This is a genomic window from Microcystis sp. 0824 (assembly GCF_003112475.1).
In the GTDB taxonomy this organism is placed as follows: Bacteria; Cyanobacteriota; Cyanobacteriia; order Cyanobacteriales; family Microcystaceae; genus Microcystis; species Microcystis aeruginosa_C.
Map to the genome: position 1 here is coordinate 98,920 of NZ_BDSM01000025.1, position 19,214 is coordinate 118,133.

Below are 19,214 nucleotides of genomic sequence, written 5' to 3' on the forward strand. Positions count from 1 at the left end.
AGACAATGGCGGTAATTTTTCTGCTAGGGAGCTAATCGGCGTTAGGGTGGCGAGCATAGAGAAAATTAGTTAAGAATTGTTGCCAGTGGGCGAAATCAAGATTTTCAGTCGGTTCAGGTGGAAAGAGAATACCAAAAATATTAGGAGTTGTCGGTGACAGAAGTTAAAATTAATCGAGAGCGATCGCAGTCTATCTCGATCTGATTTTTTAATCGATCAAGAGAATTAAATTTTTGTTCTGGTCGCAGGAATTGCACTAAATCCATCGTTAAAATGCGATCATATACATTGCCTGACCAATCCAATAAATGGATTTCCACACTGATAGTTTTTCCCTCGATCGTGGGACGATAACCGATATTCATAACTGCCGGTAAGCGAGAACCCTCGAGATGCACCCAACCGCAATAAACCCCCAGTCGCGGCAATAATTTATCGGGGGGAACCTGTAGATTAGCGGTATGAAAACCTAATTTTCTGCCCAGTTGTTGCCCGATGACCACACGACCGGTTAAACTGTAGGGACGACCTAACATTTGTCCGGCTTGCTCAACGTTTCCTGCTGCCAAAGCTTGACGAATTAGGGAACTACTAATCCGACCCGTCCCACAGTTTTTTAAACCAACAATCTCGACTTTAATATTAAATTGAGAGGCGATCTGTAATAAATCTTCCGCTGTACCTTGACGACGATAACCGAAGCGAAAATCTTGACCAACACTGATCGATTTAGCCTGTAATTTTTCTACTAAAATCTGTTCGACAAAAGCCAGGGGAGTCAGGGAAGCTAATTGAGCAGAGAAAGGCAGTAAAACTAATTGTTTAACGCCTAAATTCTCTAAAACCTCCACCTTTTCCCCTAGAGGAGTTAATAACTGCCATTTTTCCCCCGTAAAAAATTCCCGCGGGTGGGGAGTAAAACTAACAACGGTGGGATAAGCGGGTTCATCCTGAAAAATTGGCTGTAGGACGGTTTGATGACCTAGGTGCAAACCATCAAAGTTACCAAGAGCGATCGCGCTAGGGGCTAAAATACGGGTATTAGGGGAATCTACAATCCACACGCTGGCTTTAAGAACAGATACAAGAGAATAATTCAAGCGATTAATCTTGAGTGTAGCCTTTTGATTCTATATCAATCGGGCGATCAAGCCAAAAAAACGCCCCCAATCCCTTGGAGGCCTTTTCAGAGAAAAATAACTGTATTAACCTTCTGCTAATTTCAGATCCCGCAGGGTGCTAATATCCACTTGAATCGATGGCCCCATGGAAGAAGAAACATAAACTGTACGCCAGTAACGACCTTTGGCCCCGGAAGGACGGTTTCTGTCCACCGTTTCCTGTAAAGCCTTCAAATTGACTAACAGATCCTCGGCACTAAAGGAGGCTTTACCAAATTGAACGTGAACGATTCCGGTGCGATCGGCCCGGAATTCCAATTTACCCGCTTTAAACTCAGAGATTGCTCCCGTTAAATCCGTGGTTACGGTTCCCCCTTTCGGTGAAGGCATTAAACCCCGTGGACCGAGTTGACGACCTAATTTCGCCACTTTCGGCATCATATCGGGGGTGGCGATTAACACCTCGAAATCCATCATTCCCTTGGCGATTTCTTCGATTAATTCTTCTGAACCAACGATATCGGCCCCGGCGTTGTTCGCTTCCTGTACCTTTTCCCCGCGAGTAATCACCGCTACTCGCACCGTGCGTCCGGTTCCTTTGGGTAAACTTACCGTTGTCCGCAGTTGTTGGTCGGTATATTTAGGATCGATGCCTAAACGAATATGAGCTTCGGCGGTTTCGTCGAATTTCGCCGTCGCTAATTCCTTTAATAATGTCAGTGCCTCTAATGGCTCGTAGGCTTTATTTTCTACCTTAGCCTGGGCATCTCGCAAACGTCGTGAAACTTTTTTTACCATCTGATTTGTTGCTCCTTGGGTAATAACGAAGCTTAACTTCTCCCCGTAATAAGATTTAGTCTGAGATCTTGACACCCATATTTCTGGCCGTTCCCGCCACAATATTCATGGCCGCTTCGATGTCGTTAGCGTTAAGATCTGGCATTTTAGTCTGAGCGATTTCGCGTAATTGGTCGCGGGTAATGGTGGCGACAAATTTCTTGTTAGGTTCGTTGGAACCTCTTTCCACACCGGCCGCTTTACGGATGAGAACGGAAGCGGGGGGAGTTTTGAGGACAAAGGTAAAACTCCGATCCTCAAAAACGGAGATTTCCACAGGGATGATCATGCCGGCCTGATCAGCGGTTTTAGCGTTGTAATCTTTACAGAACGCCATAATATTTACCCCGTGTTGACCCAAAGCAGGACCGACCGGAGGAGCAGGGTTAGCCTTACCAGCAGGTAAAGCTAGTTTAATAATTGCGACGACTTTTTTAGCCATGATTTAGTTTTGTTTTTCGACTTGATTAAATTCCAATTCGACCGGGGTATCCCGACCAAAAATGGAGAGCAGGGCCTTGAGTTTGCCGCGTTCGGGACTAACTTCGATCACTTCCCCTTCAAAGTCCTTAAATGGACCGGATAGAACCAAGATTTGATCGCCAACTTCCATATTGATTTTGACGACGGGTTCTTGAATCTGAGCTTGTTTGAAGATGCGATCAACTTCTGACATACTCAAGGGTAGCGGGGTGACGTGACCGCGGCCGCGTCCGTAGTGGCGTTTTTGTTCGGCCCCAACAAAGTTGATCACGTGGGGGGTGTTTTTCACCACCTGCCAAGCGTCATCATCCATGATCATTCTGATCAGGACATAACCGGGGAAGACTTTTTCCTCGCCGTGTTGCCGTGAACCATCCTTGCGGACTTTAACGGTGGCCGCTTGGGGAATCTGGACTTGCAGAATGCGATCGGCCACATCGAGGGTGTGGATGCGCTGTTCCAAATTAGCTTTGACCCGTTTCTCACAACCGGAAGCCACCTGCACGGCATACCAACGGGGTTTTTTCGGTAGGCCGCTAAGATTGAGTTCTTCGGGAAACTGCTCTTCTTCTAGACTCATGGGAACACCTTCCCCGCACCCCAGGCAAAGAATTTATCAATCAGATAGATGAGAGTGGCTACTAAAGTCACCATTAACATCACCGCCGCCGATTCGCTCAAAAGTTGCTGACGGGAAGGCCAGACGACTTTGGCGAGTTCTTCTTTGGTTTCATTGACGAATTCCTTGACCTGAAAGGAGTTTCCCTCTTTCTTGTCGCTCGCGTCTTTTTCTAGGGTTTCTTTTTTGGCCACGATCGCTACTCCTTAAAATGATACTCAAGCTATCCTTAACTTATCATTTTCACCGGACAACCCACACTAACCCTCAGACATTTAGATCATGTCCTTTGCAGTTATCGGCTTGGTGATTACCAAACGCGCCCTGGAGGACTTGAACCCCCGACATCAGGTTTTGGAGACCTGCGTTCTACCAACTGAACTAAGAGCGCCCATTCGCTAAACTATTCGGCTTTTTTAAGGCCTTTATTTATTATAGCATAGTCGTTGGCGATTAAGCAACTTTCTTGGTTAGGCTGTCGCCGGAAATTTTTTAGAGAGGGCGATCGAAACGTTCTTGGACCCTGGTGGCTTTACCAACCCGATCGCGCAGATAGTAGAGTTTCGCCCGACGTACTTTACCACGACGGATAATCTTGATACTGGCAACCCGCGGCGAGTGGAGCAGGAAGACTCTTTCTACTCCCACACCCTGGAAGACTTTGCGTACTGTAATCGTTTCGTTGATACCGCCATGGCGTTTGGCGATGACGATGCCCTCGTAGGGCTGAATCCGCTCTTTATCTCCTTCGACGATTCGCACCCCTACCCGGATCGTGTCACCGACATGGATAATGGGCAGATCGCTCTTGAGATACTCGGCTTCGATTGATTTGATAATCTCTTCCGCTTTCATCGGCTTTCGTAAAACTGACAATTTCCCATCATACCATATTTTTTTAAGTAAAGCCTTTCTCGTCTAGATGAAATATTACACAGTTGTGCAAAATTAATTTCCCAGTTGAGATAGGCAAGAGGCAAAAGGCAAGAGAGTTAGCGAGGGGTGTAAGTAATTTGGCTTCAATAGTTAGTAACCCTTCTCGCTTTATTATCACTAAACCAACGCCTCCACAGCTTGCGGAACTACTGCCGTCTCGGTCGTGGTATTTTCCCCTAGGTAAATTCCCAAAGAACGGGCGGTTTTGACGATGAACCCCTGGGGATCGACGGGATAGGCACAGCGATGCTCTTGATGACATTGTTTGATAATTTTGATCACCGGTTTCAGGGGCAGACTACGCACTTGTCCCCCGCGCCAAATCACCACGCGATCGAGTTTACCCTGTTCGATTAATTCTACGGCCTTAATGCCGAAAGCCGTCGCCAACAGTCGATCCATAGCTAAAGGAGGACGACTTCTTTGCAGGTGTCCCAAGGACATGGCGCGCACATCCATGGAATTGAGATAACAGAAGACGGGATCGGTAAGGCACAAAGAGCGAGTTTTGTCAACTATCAATTTTTCTAAATAATCGGCAATATACTTCTCTTTTTGGTTATTTTCGTCCTTAACGCCCTCAGAAATTACAATGAGAGCGAATTGACGACCTTGAGCGCGTAATTGTGCCAAATGACGACAACAACCGTCGATAATTGCGGGAGTGAGAGCCGGGGTTAATTCGGGAATAAAAATCGCATCGGCCCCCCCGGCAATTCCGGCATGAAGGGCCAAATGACCAGCATCTCTACCCATCACCTGCACAATCATCACCCTTTCGTGACTAGCGGCGGTAAAGGTGAGATCATACAAAGCTTGAGTGACGATATCCACGGCAGTGGTAAAACCGACGGACCATTCCGTATAGGGAACGTCATTATCGATGGTTTTGGGAACCGCAATAATATTCCAATTGCCTTTCTGGGCCAGATCGTAGATGATATCGATGCTCCCATCGCCCCCGATGACGATCAGGGCATCTAATCCTAGCATTTCGTATCCTTGCAGGATTTTCGTGGCAATTTCTGGGTTTTCGGGATGTCCTTTGCTCAAAGAACCCAAAATACTACCACTAAGAAACTGCAAAACGTCTAATCCTTTCAATATCCCGGGTAGGTCATAGCCATGCTGAGTCAGGATCAAATCTTGGGGGTGATATTTCCCCTCAGCAATCTGCATAAAACCGTCGGTCCCGTAGGGAATGCCGTACACATCCCAACCCTTGAGTTTTGATGATTTCACCACGGCACGAATTACCGCATTTAACCCCGGGCAATCGCCACCACTGGTCAGAATGCCGATTTTTTTCTTTTGATTCTCGTTCATGGTTATATCCTCCAGGATTTTTTTGTCAGTTATCAGTTATCAGTTACCAGTGAGCAGTTATCAGATGTAAGTTTTCAGTTTTCAGTTAAGTAGCTGATTATATAGCAATTCCCATAGTTGTGAGGTACAGAGTCTTAGGTTTTGAGGAGTCAGGATTCAGGATTCAGGAGTCAGGATTCAGGAGTCAGGATTCGGGATTCAGGATTCAGGATTCAGGATTCAGGATTCGGGATTCAGGAGTTAAGATTTTGGTGTACCTCATGAGATTGGGAAACGCTATAATTAAATTAAAAATGGATTTTAGGTTCGATCCCCCCTGCCCCCTTGATAAGGGGGGTGCCGATAGGCGGGGGGATCCCCCTTGATAAGGGGGGTGTCTGATAATTTTTAACGCCTACCTACTTAAGTTTTTAGTTCACTGATTACTGATTACTGATTACTGGACGGCTACGCCGTGCCTTTGGCAACACTGAAAAAAGCTCCCCACTCCCCAATTCATAATTCATAATTCATAATTTCCCACTTCCCACTTTTATTTACTGGTGGTTTGAAAACGTTTCCAAACAGGTTCGTAACTTTGCAGGGCCCTCATATACTGTACCCTTTCAAAAGCAGTCGGATCCGGGCAGTTCATTTGACTCATACTGCCAATTAACTGCTCGATCGATTCGTACTCATTTTCTTCCAACCAATGCAATAAACCCTGTTCGATCTTGGTAATTTCCTCCAAACCGTGGCGTAATAAAACACTAACTAACATGGTCGCTTTTGCCCCCACCATCATCATTTTGATCACGTCGATGGCGTTATGAATGCCACTGGTAGCGGCAAAATCCGTCGCTACACGACCGTAAAGCATGGCAATCCAGCGCAGGGGTAAACGCATTGCTTGGGGATTACTGAGGATAATATTGGGGTGAACATCTAAGGTTTCTAAGTCGATATCCGGCTGATAGAAACGGTTAAATAATACCAACCCATCGGCCCCCGCTTCCGCTAATTGTTTAGCCATATTGGCTGTATTGCTAAAGTAGGGACTTAACTTCATCGAGACGGGAATCGATACCTCCGATTTGACAATTTTGAGGATATCAATATAGTTTTGTTCGACGTGATTTCCGGTTAATTCTAGGTCGTTGGGAACATAATAAACATTCAACTCCAAAGCATCAGCGCCCGCTTGTTGAATTTGAGTGGCATATTCCAACCATCCCCCGGAGGTCTCACCGTTGAGACTGGCAATAATCGGAATATCGACCATTTCTTTGGCTTGGCGAATATGGTTGAGATATTCGTCGGAACCAACGTGAAAAACCTCCGGTTCGGGAAAATAAGTCAAAGCTTCCGCAAAACTCTCGGCTCCGTGGGTAAAATGATGGTGTAGAGCCAGTCTTTCCTGTTTAATCTGCTCCTCGAAAAAGGAGTGTAAAACCACGGCAGCGGCTCCAAAGTCCTCCATTTTCTTGATATTGTCGATATCCTCGCTCAAGGGTGCGGCCGCACCGACGACTAGCGGCGATCGCAATTGCAAACCCATGTAGGTAGTGTGTAGATTCATAACTATTCGTTGCTCCCTGTACCTTTTGCTGCTAAATACTGATACATTTGCCAGCGCGTATCCACATCTGCCTGTGCTTCTTTGAGCAGACGTTTAGCTTCCTCCGGCTTACTGGTGGCCAACATCTTAAAGCGATTCTCCGAGTAGAGAGTTTGCGCTACGGTAAGCTTAGGCGCACGGCTGTCCAATTGCAGGGGATTTTTGCCTTCTTTAGCTAAATCGGGATGATAACGGTACATTAACCAGCGACCGCTTTCCACCACTTCTTTTTGATGGTTCATGGCGGTGGTCATGTTGATCCCGTGAGCAATACAGTGAGAATAGGCGATAATTAACGACGGCCCGTTATAAGCTTCCGCTTCTAGGAAAGCTTTGATAGTTTGCTCGTTTTTTGCCCCCATAGCCACGCTGGCCACATAGACGTTACCGTAGGTCATGGCCATTAAACCGAGGTCTTTTTTCGGGCTGGGTTTGCCACCAGAAGCAAATTTAGCTACGGCGGCGCGAGGAGTAGCTTTCGAGGCCTGGCCGCCCGTATTCGAGTAAACTTCCGTATCCATGACCAAAATATTCACATTGCGACCACTGGCTAAAACGTGATCTAAGCCACCATAACCGATGTCGTAGGCCCAACCGTCACCCCCGACAATCCAGACACTTTTCTTAACCAGATAATCAACCACGGATAACAACATTTTCACCTGCGTGGTCGGGGTTAATTGCCCTAAACGGGATTTTAGGTCCTCTACCCGATGCCGTTGTTCGTAAATTTCCGCTTCATCCACTTGGTGACAATTGAGAATATCTGCCGCTAGACTTTCTCCGATTTCACTAGCAAGGGTTGCTAAGAGTTCGGCGGCAAATTCTGCCTGTTTATCGATGGAAACTCGGAATCCTAAGCCAAATTCGGCATTATCTTCAAAGAGGGAATTCGACCAGGCCGGACCGCGACCTTCGGCGTTAACTGCCCAGGGTGTTGTCGGTAAATTACCTCCGTAGATAGATGAACAACCGGTAGCATTAGCCACTATCATGCGATCGCCAAATAGCTGACTGACCAATTTAACGTAGGGAGTCTCACCACAACCGGCACAAGCGCCGGAAAACTCAAAGAGAGGTTCCTGCATTTGCTGATGGTTAATTTTATTGAGATTTAAGCTTAATCGGTCTGGATTAGGCAAATTAAGGAAGAAATCCCAGTTAACTCGTTCCTGTTCCCGCAGGGGCAATTGGGGAGCCATATTAATCGCTCTTAGACGCGGTTGCGATTTGTTTTTAGCGGGGCAAACATCAACACAGAGACCGCAACCGGTACAATCTTCGGCGGCCACTTGGATGGTGAATTTTAGCCCTTTCCAGTCGTGATCCTTGGCATTAGCGACTTTAAAGGTTTCTGGGGCCGTGGCTAATTCGGCCTCATCATAGACTTTCGAGCGAATAACGGCGTGGGGACAAACGAGAACGCATTTACCGCACTGAACACAGACATCCGCATCCCAAACGGGGATTTCTTGGGCAATATTGCGTTTTTCCCATTGGCTAGTGGCGGTGGGATAGGTCCCATCGTTGGGAAGGGCGCTAACGGGCAGTTGGTCCCCGTGACGGGCGATAATTTTGCCGAGGACTTCTTGGACGAAAGCGGGTGCGTTGTCGGGAATCGCTGGTCTTAATTCAAAAGCTTCAGGGGTGACAGTAGCGGGAATTAGGACTTGATAGAGGTGTTCTAGGGCAGAATCCACAGCTTTGATGTTCATCTGCACGATTTCTTCTCCTTTCTTGCCGTAGGTCTTGCGGATGGCTTTTTTGATTTGTGCGATCGCATCTTCCCGAGACAAAACTCCCGCTAGGGCAAAGAAACACACCTGCATGACGGTATTAATCCGACTGCCCATGCCCGCTTCTTTGGCTACTTGAGTGGCATTAATCGTATAAACTTGCAGATTTTTGTCGATGATAGTTTGCTGGAGATGGCGCGGTAAGTGACTAAATACCTCCTCCGGTCGATAGGGACTATTGAGGAGAAAAATAGAGTTCGGTTTAGCGGTTTCTAGCAGGTCAAATTGTTCGATAAATTCCCACTGATGACAGGCGATAAAGTTAGCATCAGTGATTAAATAGGTAGAGCGAATCGGCCTGGGTCCAAAGCGTAGGTGAGAAACGGTGACGGAGCCAGATTTTTTGGAATCATAGACGAAATAACCCTGGGCATAATTATCAGTATCTTCACCGATAATTTTAATTGAATTTTTGTTAGCTCCCACCGTACCATCGGAACCTAAACCGTAAAAAACCGCCCGCACTACTTTGTCTGGTTCGGTGGAAAAACTGCGGTCATATTCCAGACTGGAAAAGGTAAGATCGTCAACGATACCAATAGTGAAGTGATTTTTCGGTTTGTCGAGACTTAAGTTATCAAATATACCAGCAACCATAGCTGGAGTAAATTCTTTGGAAGATAAACCGTAGCGTCCTGCCACAATTTTCGGCAGCTGGCCTTCGTACTCTTCCATAAAGGCATTTACCACGTCTAAATATAGCGGATCGCCCCCGGCACCGGGTTCTTTACAGCGATCTAAAACGGCTATTTTTTTCACCGTGGTGGGCAGAGCTGCCAGTAATTTTTCGGCGGCAAAGGGACGATAGAGACGAACTTTTAAAACCCCAACTTTAGCCCCATTTTGATTGAGATAATCAACGGTTTCATGGACGGTTTCCGCTCCCGATCCCATTAAAATAATCACTCTTTCGGCATCGGGCGCACCGTGGTATTCATAGAGATGGTATTGCCTTCCTGTTAATTGGGCAAAACGATCCATAATTTTTTGGGCGATATCGGGACAAGCATGATAGAAAGGATTGACGCTTTCCCTTGCCTGGAAATAAACATCGGGATTTTGTGCCGTGCCTCGTAACACCGGTCGATCGGGAGTTAAAGCTCTTTGACGATGGGCAATAATTAGGTCTTCATCGATCAGTTCTTTGAGAGTTTCATCGCTAATTAATTCGACTTTTTGCACCTCATGACTGGTACGAAAACCATCAAAAAAGTGCAGGAAAGGAATCCGCGTTTCTAGGGTGGTAGCTGTGGCAATAGCCGCCAGATCATGAGCTTCTTGAACGGAATTAGCCGCTAACATAGCCCAACCCGTACTTCTGGCAGACATGACATCACTATGATCCCCAAAAATTGACAACCCTTGGGCTGCTAAAGCACGGGCCGCCACATGGACTACTGAAGAGGTTAATTCTCCCGCAATTTTGTAGAAGTTGGGGAGCATTAATAATAATCCCTGGGAGGAAGTGAAAGTAGTAGTTAAAGAGCCTGTTTGTAGCGCTCCGTGCAGGGTTCCCGCTGCCCCACCTTCGCTCTGCATTTCGATTACGGAAGGAATGGTTCCCCAGAGATTAGCTCTGCGTTCGGCTGACCAACTATCGGACCATTCACCCATAGGCGAGGAGGGAGTGATAGGATAAATAGCGATTACTTCACTGAGACGATAGGCAACGCGCGCAACAGCTTCGTTACCATCTATGGTTGCATAGGTTTTTGTGGTCATGTGTTCCCCTTAGTTTTGACGATATTTGTCGGGATTTTAAGTTTTTTTACGGCTCAATTTCGCACTAAATATCCTGTCGTTTCCCTGACAACCGAAGGATTTTCTTTGAGCGTCGCTTTTGACTCCCTATCTACTATTGGACGCTTACGGCAGACAGGCTTAAGTAGAGCAATTTTTCTGTCTCCACCTCGATCATTATCCAGATTCTTGGCTTTCTAGCAATTCGTTATTTTTTCTTAATATGATGCTGAGTTTGCCAGCAACTGACCCTGGGATTAATTAATATTGAGAATTGATAAGTAATCGTGCAGAATTAATTTCCTAAAATTTTGATTTTTGCCAGCGGTCTCAATAACCAGTTGATTTAGTCGGCCGATGAAGTTAAGATGTACTAGGTTGAACACAAATGAACTAAAGTACAAATTATCTTAACCCAAGGATAGGAAAATAGATCATGACTAACCTCGAATCCCTTACTCAAGCGCAACAGGAGTTGTACGACTGGCTAATTGAGTACATTCGCACTACGCAACACGCCCCTTCCATCCGGCAAATGATGCGAGCGATGAATTTACGCTCTCCCGCACCGATTCAAAGCCGTTTAGAACGTTTACGCGCCAAAGGCTATATTGATTGGACAGAAGGAAAAGCACGCACCCTGCGGATTCTCAAACAACCAGTGCAAGGTTTACCGGTTCTCGGCGTGATCGCTGCCGGTGGTTTAGTGGAACCCTTCACCGATGAGGAAGAAAAACTCGATCTTTCTAATCTGTTGCAACGCAGTCAAGACTGTTATGCTCTGCGGGTTTCTGGAGACAGTATGATCGAGGACCATATTGCCGATGGGGATCTGGTGATTATGCGTTCTCTCACAGGCAATGAAGGGGTGTCCAATGGGGAAATCGTCGCCGCTAGAGTGGAAGGCCACGGCACTACTTTAAAACGTTTCTACCAAGAAGGAGAAATCATCACTCTCCAACCCTCCAATCAAAAATATCAACCAATTACAGCCAATACTGAACAAGTACAAGTACAAGGGGTTTTAGTGGGTGTTTGGCGCGGTTATTAGCCAAAACTGGGGCGCACTTAAGCGCCCCGATCATTTTTCCTCTCCTTGGCTTCTGGAAAAGAATCGGGTGGGCCAACTAGGACAAGCTGTTGACTATCTAAATGACTCGTTAGGATTGCAGGGGAGCGGGGAGTGCCGGAGCAGGGAGAGGCAGTTTGAGCATTTGTACTAAAAATTTTAATACGCAGTTTAAATTCAATACAGCTTACCAGCACTTTTTGAGAATTTACTCAGACAGTACCTGATGAGCCTTTCTTTGTCAACTCTTGAGGTTGATGCGTTTCATTTTTGAATTGGCGCTAAATCAGCATCATGTCTCTCTTGTAAAATTTTGTAATGTTTGCGGAAAGCCCAAGAGTGAATTGTAGAAATATAGGGTAAGATAACAAAAGATTAGGAGTGCTAAATAAGTACCTAGGCAAAATTATTTACACATGACGATCATTGCCCCGTAAGGGTTTTAGCTCGATCGGGCAGGTAATTAATTTTGCATGACTACTTATTAAAATATTTAGGATACCTATAGCGTTTCTGATTCACAAGAGGTACATTCCCGATCCTGAACAGCTTAATCAGCAAAGGTTTAAGTGTGCCGCACAGATGCGAGAACTGCTATAAATTACATTAACTTACATTTGTTCTTTACACACAAGAGTAATTTGATGAACCAGAATGTATTGCCTCTAGGTATAGTCTTTTCATTGCTATTAACGCTCCCGACACCAGAAATAGCTCAAGCAGTGTCGATAGAAATGTTTCCATCAAAACAGGCTGTAGCAGTAGGAGAAGCATTTCAGGTAGATATCGTTATTAATGGACTAGGAAAGATGACTCCGCCTTCTTTGTCTGCCTTTGACCTCGATTTAGGTTTTAATAATAGTGTGCTGAAATTCGACAGTGCTATCTTTGGGGGTTTTGTCGATTTGTCTGGCACGGGAACGAAGGGGTTTAACAATAGTCAACAGGGAATTGTGAACTTCTTTGAGATTTCTTTAGATTCTCCTGAAACCCTTAATGCTTCGCAACCCAGTAATTTTAAGCTAGCAACATTAAACTTCATGGGACTTTCTCCCGGCAGTAGTGTCCTTTCGCTCTCTGTCAATGATTTGACAGATGAAAACACGAATCCTCTTACTTTAAATACGTTGCCTACTGATAAATCCGTTCAAGTTATTCGTGTACCTGAATCAAGCTTTGGTTTGTTAAGTTATTTGACTACCCTTGGATTGGGTTTGGTACTGACAGGCAAAAAGTTAAAAGTCACGCTCCCATTAGTGGCAGACAAAGAAAGATAACACAGCGATTCAAGACTGTTGAGAAAATTCTAGGAGATATTTTGATTATGGAAAATTCTGCCGCATCTTTACCTGTTTCCGGTTTAAACTCATCTAATGTAAATCCCATGCTGTCAGGGCTTTATCTGGGTTATTTATCAGGGACGAACACCTCCCTAAACTCAGGATTACAGCAGATGATGTCCACAAGTGTCCCTATTAGCGATCTAAACCTTCATGGATATACTCAACCTCAAAAGACTGAGATAATCCCAATTACTAATAAAGATTCTCTTACGGGACTAATCCCCCAAGATTCTCCAATGCAAGTTAGCTACTTAGGAGATCAGTTATTAAAAGGAGATGCTGATGGCGATGGGGATTTAGAGCAAGACGATTACAATGCCATTGTTAATGCCCGCAATACTAAAGCTTCAGGAGCCAACGATCTGCGTGATCTTGATGGTAACGGACGTATTACTGTAGCGGATGCCAGAATATTAGGTTTACAACTACGCAATAACACGGATCATAGCGGGCCAATTGTTACCAATGCGCTCTTGCGTGATACAGCCCACGATCTGGGAACAACAAGCGATAATATTACCGCCGATCCTTCTGTCACAGGAACAGTAAGTGACGCTAGTGGAGTAACGAGGGTCTTAGCTACCTTTGATGATATTCACTTTACTAATGTTACCAATTGGATCAATGCTGATGGCAGTTTCACATTTCAGCGTTATCAGCTAGAGCAAATCAATGGTGCTCCCTTAGGAGAAGGTAATCACACATTTCATCTTCTTGCTAAAGACAAATGGGGAAACACAACTGATTTCGATATCAACTACACCCTCAACCGAGTCATTTATGCAGCAGTGGATATGATGGACGAAGATTTGGTCTTGATTAACACTGAGACGGATCAAATACTTCAATTTCCTCTAGCAAGTTTAGGTACAGGAGCAAATGCTTATCCTGGGGGTAATCCACAGCACGCTTGGATCACGCCTGATGAAAAGACGATCTATCTGACAAGTGACAACTCAGCCACTACCCCAAGCGCAATTACAGTGATCAGTATTGGTGATCATATAGATTGGTCAGGAGGCCCATCAGATATAAGCATTTCTAAGGTTTTAATTCTCGATCCGCCTGGAAATCCATCCAACTATCCCACTGTCAGTCAAGTTGATCCGAGCCAACGAATTGCTAGTTGGACTCAACCGCCATTGACTCAAATACATGGCCCCACTTTTCTGCCGGAGTCTCCCTATACTTATATGACTGTTTGGACGGATAATCGTTTTCCCCTCATTGATACGAGAACAAATGAGTTTGTCAGCATCTCACCCTTGACTTTTGGAAGTAACAGTAATCAAACTCACACCGTTACATTTAACGATGCTGGAACTCTCGGATTAGGAACTGGTTATTACTACGATCACAATGAGATTGATTTGTATTCACCTAATCGTGAAACAGGACAACTTACTCATATCAGTTCTGTCAAATTAGAGCAAGGGAATAACTATGCTGCTTTCACCCATCACATGATTTGGCGAGATAACCGCTATATTCTCACAGGTTCGTTGCAGTTTGGACCGACATCCTTGACTCCCGAAGGCAAGAATATCATTGGGCCGAGTATTTGGTTAATTGATACCCTCAATCCTAGCGCCCCAACTGCTAGTCTGATTATTCCTCATGTCAATGATCCTAATCAGCCTGGTATCTACCGTTCTGCCTCAGATATGGCGATTGTTGGAAATAAGCTGTATGTAGGTGAAGAAGACTCTTTAGGAGACACTTTTGGACGAGATGGCTTTGTTTCTGTATTTGATATCACTGATATCAATAACCCTGTTTTTCTCAAACGGTTCAAACCAGGTGAAGATTTACCCTCAGATTTTGCTGTTGCTCACGGTATCGCTGCTACACCCGACGGGACATCCGTTTATGTGACTAGCTATGCTTCTAACTACATCATCAAAATTGATCCAAAAACAGACCAAGTAGTGAAAATTTATGGGGCAGCCGATGGACTGATGATGCCTCATGGAGAGTTAATTGCAGGGAATTATCGATAAGTTTCTAAGAAATCTCCGGTCCTGTGTTCTGAGTGAGGAGTTAAAGCCAATAACACAACGGAGATTTCTGAGTTTCTTGACAATTTTACATTAAGGAGTTAACCATGAATCCTCTAACAAATCAGAAGCCTCTCTCCCATTCTCGTAGCCTACTACAAAAGATGAATAAGAATTGGGCATTAAGAGCCCAAGTCAAAAAAGAAGAGTCAAATTTAGAATCCTTATTAGACCCCACCTTACCTGACTTTCGAGTTGATTTGTTGCCATTTCACAAGCACTCTCGTTTTTTGACGGTTGCTCCTAGTATTCAACAAAAAATTCTTTCTTGTGGCTGGTTAATCTATAATCTCAAGACAGTTGATATTGAACTTAAAGTCATCAATCCTGTTTGTGAAGATATTCTCTATCAAAAACTTCCGGGAGTCGAAGATGAAAATATTCAGGAAATTGTCGCTGATACTTTGATAGACGAATCATTTCATGTTAAGTTGGTCAAAAGAGCCTGTAGCATTACAAAGCAACAACGAGGATTAGAATTCCAGAATCTACCAGCTTTTAATCTGATTAGCAGTATGCAGCGTGAACAAGATTCCTATTCGGAAAATTGGCAAAAAACTATCATTCGGTTAGTCACAGCAATTGTTTCGGAGGTCTTTATTAGTGATTATCTCAATCTACTCTCAGATGATCGAAAAATTCAACCCTTTAACCGCATGGTTGTTTATACTCATCGCTGTGATGAACAAGCTCATGGGTGTATTTTTAAAAACTTGACCAAGTGTATCTATAACCAACTAAACCCACAAGAGAAGGAATTTTTCATTGAGAAGTTGCCATTACCTGTACGTTGGTTTGCCAATATGGAGTTTCCACTTTGGAACTCGCTGTTAGAGCAAATTGGATTTGATCATACTCAGGAAATGTTAAATGACTGCGCGGCTGATAATGAAGTTAACTTGATGCGGCTCGATTATAGCGGAATCATAACCCTCGCCCAAGAGCTTGGTATTTTCGATTCTCAGCATGGTATTGATAGTTTTGTTCGACAGGGACTTTTTAACTCCTGATATTTGTTTTCTCTCAAAAAAGGTCAATTCATTCATTCGGTAAACAGTATGAAGAAACAAGCGATCACTATTAGACATGTCCCCTTTGAGGATTTGGGAAATTTAGGTCATATTCTTGAGCAAAATAACTACGCTGTTAATTATGTCGAGGCAGCTTCTGGTTTAGTCTCTCAAATTGATCCTCTCAATCCCGAACTAATCGTTATTTTAGGAGGTCCGATTGGTGCCTACGATGATGTTGATTACCCTTTTCTTCAGGATGAGCTTACTCTCCTCGAACGACGTTTAAAGGCTGATCGTCCCACATTAGGCATTTGTTTAGGAGCCCAACTTATGGCACGAGCACTTGGAGCTAAGGTCTATCCGGGACAGGAAAAAGAAATTGGTTGGTTTCCCATTCAATTAAGTGAACAAGGAGAAAAGTCTTCTTTAAGTTATATAGCCTCAACTCCTGTACTGCATTGGCATGGAGATACTTTCGATCTTCCTAATGGTGCTATTCATCTTGCTTCTAGTTCCAAATATAAAAACCAAGCGTTTGCGTGGGGAGAATGCGGTTTAGCATTACAGTTTCACCCTGAAGTAACGGCTCAAGGATTGGAGCATTGGTTGATTGGTCATGCCTGTGAGATTAGTACAACCCCTAATCTTGGGGTTAGTCAATTGCGTAAAGATACGGATTGCTACGCTCAAACATTAGAAGCCCACGCTGCTCTATTCTGGCAAGCTTGGCTAAAACGGCTAGAACAGAGGCTAGGCTAATTCTGTGAGAGAAAGGCTTGCCAAGCTTGGTTCGCTGCTTCTGGTTCTGCTGCAATATGTTCTGGGCAGTCAAGCCGGAGGTGGCGATCACCAAAGGGCGCATTGACCAATTGACAATGATGAGGAAGCTCCGAGTTTGGGTAAACATTGGGGCGGAAAAACTTACAGTTAACACACATCCGAGACACAGGTATCTGCCCTTTCTCTTGCAAACTTCGCACCATTTTTATCAGACAACGAAAGAAGATCATTTGTTCTGACTCGGATAGTTCATCTACTGCTGCTAGCAAAAAATCCGGCCAACTGGCTACACTTTCCGCTTCAATCCGTCCAGCCTTAGTAAGAGCAATGGAAATTGCGCGACCATCTTCAGTATCTTTCCCTTTCTTGACGAGTCCTTTTTCTACCAAGGTAACAACAGCATCGCTAGCCGTCGCTGGTTTTACCGCTAACCCCTCTGCAATTTCTGTCAATCTCAAGGAAGAATGTCGAGAGTGCAAAAGAGTTAAGATTTGTCCTTGAGTGGGTGTAAGACCCTTTGGACTGGCATCCTGCCAAGCATGGCTTTTGAGTGCGAGACCAATCTTAAGAAGACCAGTAACCACTTTTTGCTCAACTGGGTCTTTAGCCGTATCGAAGGGATTGGTGATGGGACTGTCCTCTTGAATTTACTTACGCCTAGTTTCTGGATTATAAACAAATTATCCAACACAGTCAAGTCTTGAGTAGATTGATAAATATTTTTTTTACCACTTGACAATACACAGAGACAAGGTTTATTATTTAGGAGTCCTAAATAAAAACAAGACACCCTGCTCTTGTTACACATATCTTGTTTACTGGAGAATTATTATGACTCAAAAAGCAGTTTTTTATCATGCAGGATGCCCCGTTTGTGTCGCCGCCGAAAAACAGTTTGTTACGGCACTCAATCCCTCTGAATATGAAGTTGAAGTAGTTCATCTAGGGTATGACAAATCTCGTCTGGCAGAAGCGGAGGATCTAGGGGTTAAATCAGTCCCTGCTTTAGTGATTGCTAAAACTCCCTTCCATATTAATTTTGGGGCTTCTCTTGATGCTCTGAAATAACCTTTAAATCAAAATAAAAGAGTATCCTGTTTTGGGGTTGTGTCACCTATAATATTATGATTATATAATTAAGGAGATGCCAATCCCAAAAGGAACTCATTAGAACTCTTGCAAATTATAGCGGTTCTCGTACCTGTACGGCACAGTTAGACCTTTGCTGATTAAGCTTTTTAAGCTCGAAAATGTACCTTTTATGCATGGGAAACACTATAATTATATGTTATAATGATCGGTTAACTAATTTTACCCTAAAAATTAGTTAATTCGTACGTTAGTTCTGGATGAAAACTTGAAGTTTTACTTCTAACTCAAAACTCTTTAGAGCTGCTTTAATTTGGTTATAAAAACCTCTTTATTTGAGCTGCAGAAACTATCTCAATTTTTATATAGCAGTTTTCATCAGAATGAGGTATGGGCAAGGGGCTTAAACCCTTTGTTGGCAAAACTTGTTGATACCTCAGTAACGTGAAAAGCGCTATAATTGAGAGTAAATTCTCCTTGACTTGATTAATGTTTGGCAACTTTTAAGAAGTAGCTATACCTAACTCACAGTTATAAATAGCCGCCAACAAGTTAACTCTTAAACTATATCTTCGACGACGATTCCGACTACTTAACCTCTTTTACCTGAAAAAAAAATCTTTCTGTTTCTTTTGGGTGCGTTCCAGGGGAGTTTCCGTCACATCCATTACCGTTACGACCGGTATCTCTGCTTGATTTAGTCAAGCTTTTTTTCCTTTTAAACGGAAGTTTCCCGATGGTAAAAGCATTTTTTTCGTCTTATTTACAATTAGAGTCGGCTTCAACACTTTTTACTGATTCTACCATCTTTCTATAGGTTTGTTTATACACACCGAAACGGCGTTTGAAATGTTCATCTGATAAGTTTTGATAATCCATAATTTTGCTAATCAATATAGCAGAAGTATGGATGATTTCCCGAGCTAAGATCACATTTTATTCTTTTTTCCACTTCCATCTAAAAATCGAGAAAAAAGCAAGAAGCTCAATTATACCATAAAAAAATTATGAAAAAGGTCTAATATAAGGGTTTTAGCCTATCCCGAACTCAGGTGTCTTAACTTTTATGCCCAAAAAACAGAAATATCCCCATCTCTTGGGATCAAAATGGACGGCAAAACAAAAAACATGGGGCTGGCGACATTTTCAAGTGGTCAATCGTCAAAATCGCGGTCAATGGGTTTTTGCCGAATTAGTCGCTTCCTGCGATCCGACCGTCCGCTTCTGGATTAATGCTAAACAGTTGCAAGACGCGAATCTCTGGCAATCAGGTTGGCAAACCCTAACAGAAATGAACCAACCCGACAGCGCCGACGAGATTATTGTAAATTAAGTAGGTAGGCGTTAAAAATTATCAGATGCCCCCCTTATTAAGGGGGATCCCCCCGCCTATCGGCACCCCCCTTAT

At 44.0% G+C, this 19,214-nt stretch carries 17 protein-coding genes, 1 tRNA gene and 1 pseudogene; 7 read left to right on the forward strand and 12 right to left on the reverse strand.

The annotated features are described in order from the left end of the window. Nucleotides 1-140 precede the first annotated feature (140 nt). The 10 genes from N0824_RS10180 to nifJ all read right to left on the reverse strand — a co-directional run bounded on the left by N0824_RS10180 (nucleotide 141) and on the right by nifJ (nucleotide 10,437). The gene (locus tag N0824_RS10180; RefSeq protein WP_108936748.1) at nucleotides 141-1,064 is read right to left on the reverse strand and encodes a bifunctional riboflavin kinase/FAD synthetase; all 924 of its coding nucleotides are present in this window, start codon (nucleotides 1,062-1,064) and stop codon (nucleotides 141-143) included. A gap of 141 nt (nucleotides 1,065-1,205) precedes the next feature. Next, entirely contained in the window at nucleotides 1,206-1,919 is a 714-nt protein-coding gene (rplA, locus tag N0824_RS10185; protein WP_002765993.1) for a 50S ribosomal protein L1, read from the reverse strand. A 55-nt stretch (nucleotides 1,920-1,974) separates the two neighbouring features. After that, nucleotides 1,975-2,400 (reverse strand): 50S ribosomal protein L11, encoded by a 426-nt coding sequence (gene rplK / locus N0824_RS10190; RefSeq protein WP_002735897.1) that lies wholly within the window; start codon nucleotides 2,398-2,400, stop codon nucleotides 1,975-1,977. Nucleotides 2,401-2,403: 3 nt separating this feature from the next. Continuing rightward, entirely contained in the window at nucleotides 2,404-3,021 is a 618-nt protein-coding gene (gene nusG / locus N0824_RS10195; protein WP_108936677.1) for a transcription termination/antitermination protein NusG, read from the reverse strand. After that, entirely contained in the window at nucleotides 3,018-3,254 is a 237-nt protein-coding gene (gene secE, locus N0824_RS10200; protein ID WP_108936678.1) for a preprotein translocase subunit SecE, read from the reverse strand. The genes nusG and secE overlap by 4 nt, the downstream gene beginning before the upstream one ends. A gap of 124 nt (nucleotides 3,255-3,378) precedes the next feature. Then, a tRNA-Trp gene (locus N0824_RS10205) sits at nucleotides 3,379-3,451 on the reverse strand. 101 nt (nucleotides 3,452-3,552) lie between these two features. Further along, nucleotides 3,553-3,915 carry a 50S ribosomal protein L19 gene (gene rplS / locus N0824_RS10210; protein ID WP_108936679.1) on the reverse strand — a complete coding sequence of 121 codons (363 nt, stop codon included), beginning with the start codon at nucleotides 3,913-3,915 and terminating at the stop codon, nucleotides 3,553-3,555. A 198-nt stretch (nucleotides 3,916-4,113) separates the two neighbouring features. Further along, nucleotides 4,114-5,322 (reverse strand): ATP-dependent 6-phosphofructokinase, encoded by a 1,209-nt coding sequence (locus tag N0824_RS10215; RefSeq protein ID WP_108936680.1) that lies wholly within the window; start codon nucleotides 5,320-5,322, stop codon nucleotides 4,114-4,116. Nucleotides 5,323-5,854: 532 nt separating this feature from the next. Further along, nucleotides 5,855-6,880, reverse strand: coding sequence for a dihydroorotate dehydrogenase-like protein (locus N0824_RS10220; RefSeq protein ID WP_108936681.1), 1,026 nt, complete (start codon nucleotides 6,878-6,880; stop codon nucleotides 5,855-5,857). Between the two features lie 2 nt (nucleotides 6,881-6,882). Next, the gene (nifJ, locus tag N0824_RS10225; protein ID WP_108936682.1) at nucleotides 6,883-10,437 is read right to left on the reverse strand and encodes a pyruvate:ferredoxin (flavodoxin) oxidoreductase; all 3,555 of its coding nucleotides are present in this window, start codon (nucleotides 10,435-10,437) and stop codon (nucleotides 6,883-6,885) included. A 454-nt stretch (nucleotides 10,438-10,891) separates the two neighbouring features. Here nifJ and lexA point away from each other — a divergent pair, with 454 nt between their 5' ends. The 5 genes from lexA to N0824_RS10260 all read left to right on the forward strand — a co-directional run bounded on the left by lexA (nucleotide 10,892) and on the right by N0824_RS10260 (nucleotide 16,696). Beyond that, on the forward strand, nucleotides 10,892-11,506 hold the full coding sequence (lexA, locus tag N0824_RS10235; protein ID WP_066030189.1) for a transcriptional repressor LexA: 615 nt from the start codon (nucleotides 10,892-10,894) through the stop codon (nucleotides 11,504-11,506). A gap of 662 nt (nucleotides 11,507-12,168) precedes the next feature. Continuing rightward, nucleotides 12,169-12,801, forward strand: a complete 633-nt coding sequence (locus N0824_RS10245; RefSeq protein ID WP_108936684.1) for a cohesin domain-containing protein — start codon at nucleotides 12,169-12,171, stop codon at nucleotides 12,799-12,801. 47 nt (nucleotides 12,802-12,848) lie between these two features. Beyond that, nucleotides 12,849-14,867 carry a hypothetical protein gene (locus tag N0824_RS10250; protein WP_108936685.1) on the forward strand — a complete coding sequence of 673 codons (2,019 nt, stop codon included), beginning with the start codon at nucleotides 12,849-12,851 and terminating at the stop codon, nucleotides 14,865-14,867. 104 nt (nucleotides 14,868-14,971) lie between these two features. Continuing rightward, nucleotides 14,972-15,934 carry a diiron oxygenase gene (locus tag N0824_RS10255; RefSeq protein ID WP_108936686.1) on the forward strand — a complete coding sequence of 321 codons (963 nt, stop codon included), beginning with the start codon at nucleotides 14,972-14,974 and terminating at the stop codon, nucleotides 15,932-15,934. Nucleotides 15,935-15,982: 48 nt separating this feature from the next. After that, nucleotides 15,983-16,696: a glutamine amidotransferase gene (locus N0824_RS10260; protein WP_108936687.1), complete on the forward strand. Its 714-nt coding sequence runs from the start codon at nucleotides 15,983-15,985 to the stop codon at nucleotides 16,694-16,696. On the opposite strand, the gene N0824_RS10265 is transcribed toward N0824_RS10260, so the two are convergent. Further along, nucleotides 16,693-17,301, reverse strand: coding sequence for a MarR family winged helix-turn-helix transcriptional regulator (locus N0824_RS10265; RefSeq protein ID WP_255420527.1), 609 nt, complete (start codon nucleotides 17,299-17,301; stop codon nucleotides 16,693-16,695). The two genes, N0824_RS10260 and N0824_RS10265, sit on opposite strands and share 4 nt — an antisense overlap. A 247-nt stretch (nucleotides 17,302-17,548) precedes the next feature. Here N0824_RS10265 and N0824_RS10270 point away from each other — a divergent pair, with 247 nt between their 5' ends. Next, on the forward strand, nucleotides 17,549-17,785 hold the full coding sequence (locus N0824_RS10270) for a thioredoxin family protein (RefSeq protein WP_108936689.1): 237 nt from the start codon (nucleotides 17,549-17,551) through the stop codon (nucleotides 17,783-17,785). A 616-nt stretch (nucleotides 17,786-18,401) separates the two neighbouring features. Here the strand turns inward: N0824_RS10270 and N0824_RS10275 are convergent. Further along, nucleotides 18,402-18,703 (reverse strand): annotated as a pseudogene (locus N0824_RS10275) (IS5/IS1182 family transposase); the annotation flags it as partial. 169 nt (nucleotides 18,704-18,872) lie between these two features. Here N0824_RS10275 and N0824_RS10280 point away from each other — a divergent pair. Continuing rightward, entirely contained in the window at nucleotides 18,873-19,139 is a 267-nt protein-coding gene (locus N0824_RS10280; RefSeq protein WP_002737176.1) for a TIGR02450 family Trp-rich protein, read from the forward strand. Nucleotides 19,140-19,214 lie beyond the last annotated feature (75 nt).

Coding starts and splice junctions, on each gene's coding strand:
- N0824_RS10280 (WP_002737176.1), top strand. CDS start 18,873: ATGCCCAAAAAACAGAAATATCCCCATCTCTTGGGATCAAAATGGACG.
- N0824_RS10255 (WP_108936686.1), top strand. CDS start 14,972: ATGAATCCTCTAACAAATCAGAAGCCTCTCTCCCATTCTCGTAGCCTA.
- rplS (WP_108936679.1), bottom strand. CDS start 3,915: ATGAAAGCGGAAGAGATTATCAAATCAATCGAAGCCGAGTATCTCAAG.
- nusG (WP_108936677.1), bottom strand. CDS start 3,021: ATGAGTCTAGAAGAAGAGCAGTTTCCCGAAGAACTCAATCTTAGCGGC.
- N0824_RS10245 (WP_108936684.1), top strand. CDS start 12,169: ATGAACCAGAATGTATTGCCTCTAGGTATAGTCTTTTCATTGCTATTA.
- N0824_RS10250 (WP_108936685.1), top strand. CDS start 12,849: ATGGAAAATTCTGCCGCATCTTTACCTGTTTCCGGTTTAAACTCATCT.
- lexA (WP_066030189.1), top strand. CDS start 10,892: ATGACTAACCTCGAATCCCTTACTCAAGCGCAACAGGAGTTGTACGAC.
- rplA (WP_002765993.1), bottom strand. CDS start 1,919: ATGGTAAAAAAAGTTTCACGACGTTTGCGAGATGCCCAGGCTAAGGTA.
- rplK (WP_002735897.1), bottom strand. CDS start 2,400: ATGGCTAAAAAAGTCGTCGCAATTATTAAACTAGCTTTACCTGCTGGT.
- N0824_RS10260 (WP_108936687.1), top strand. CDS start 15,983: ATGAAGAAACAAGCGATCACTATTAGACATGTCCCCTTTGAGGATTTG.
- N0824_RS10220 (WP_108936681.1), bottom strand. CDS start 6,880: ATGAATCTACACACTACCTACATGGGTTTGCAATTGCGATCGCCGCTA.
- N0824_RS10270 (WP_108936689.1), top strand. CDS start 17,549: ATGACTCAAAAAGCAGTTTTTTATCATGCAGGATGCCCCGTTTGTGTC.
- N0824_RS10215 (WP_108936680.1), bottom strand. CDS start 5,322: ATGAACGAGAATCAAAAGAAAAAAATCGGCATTCTGACCAGTGGTGGC.
- nifJ (WP_108936682.1), bottom strand. CDS start 10,437: ATGACCACAAAAACCTATGCAACCATAGATGGTAACGAAGCTGTTGCG.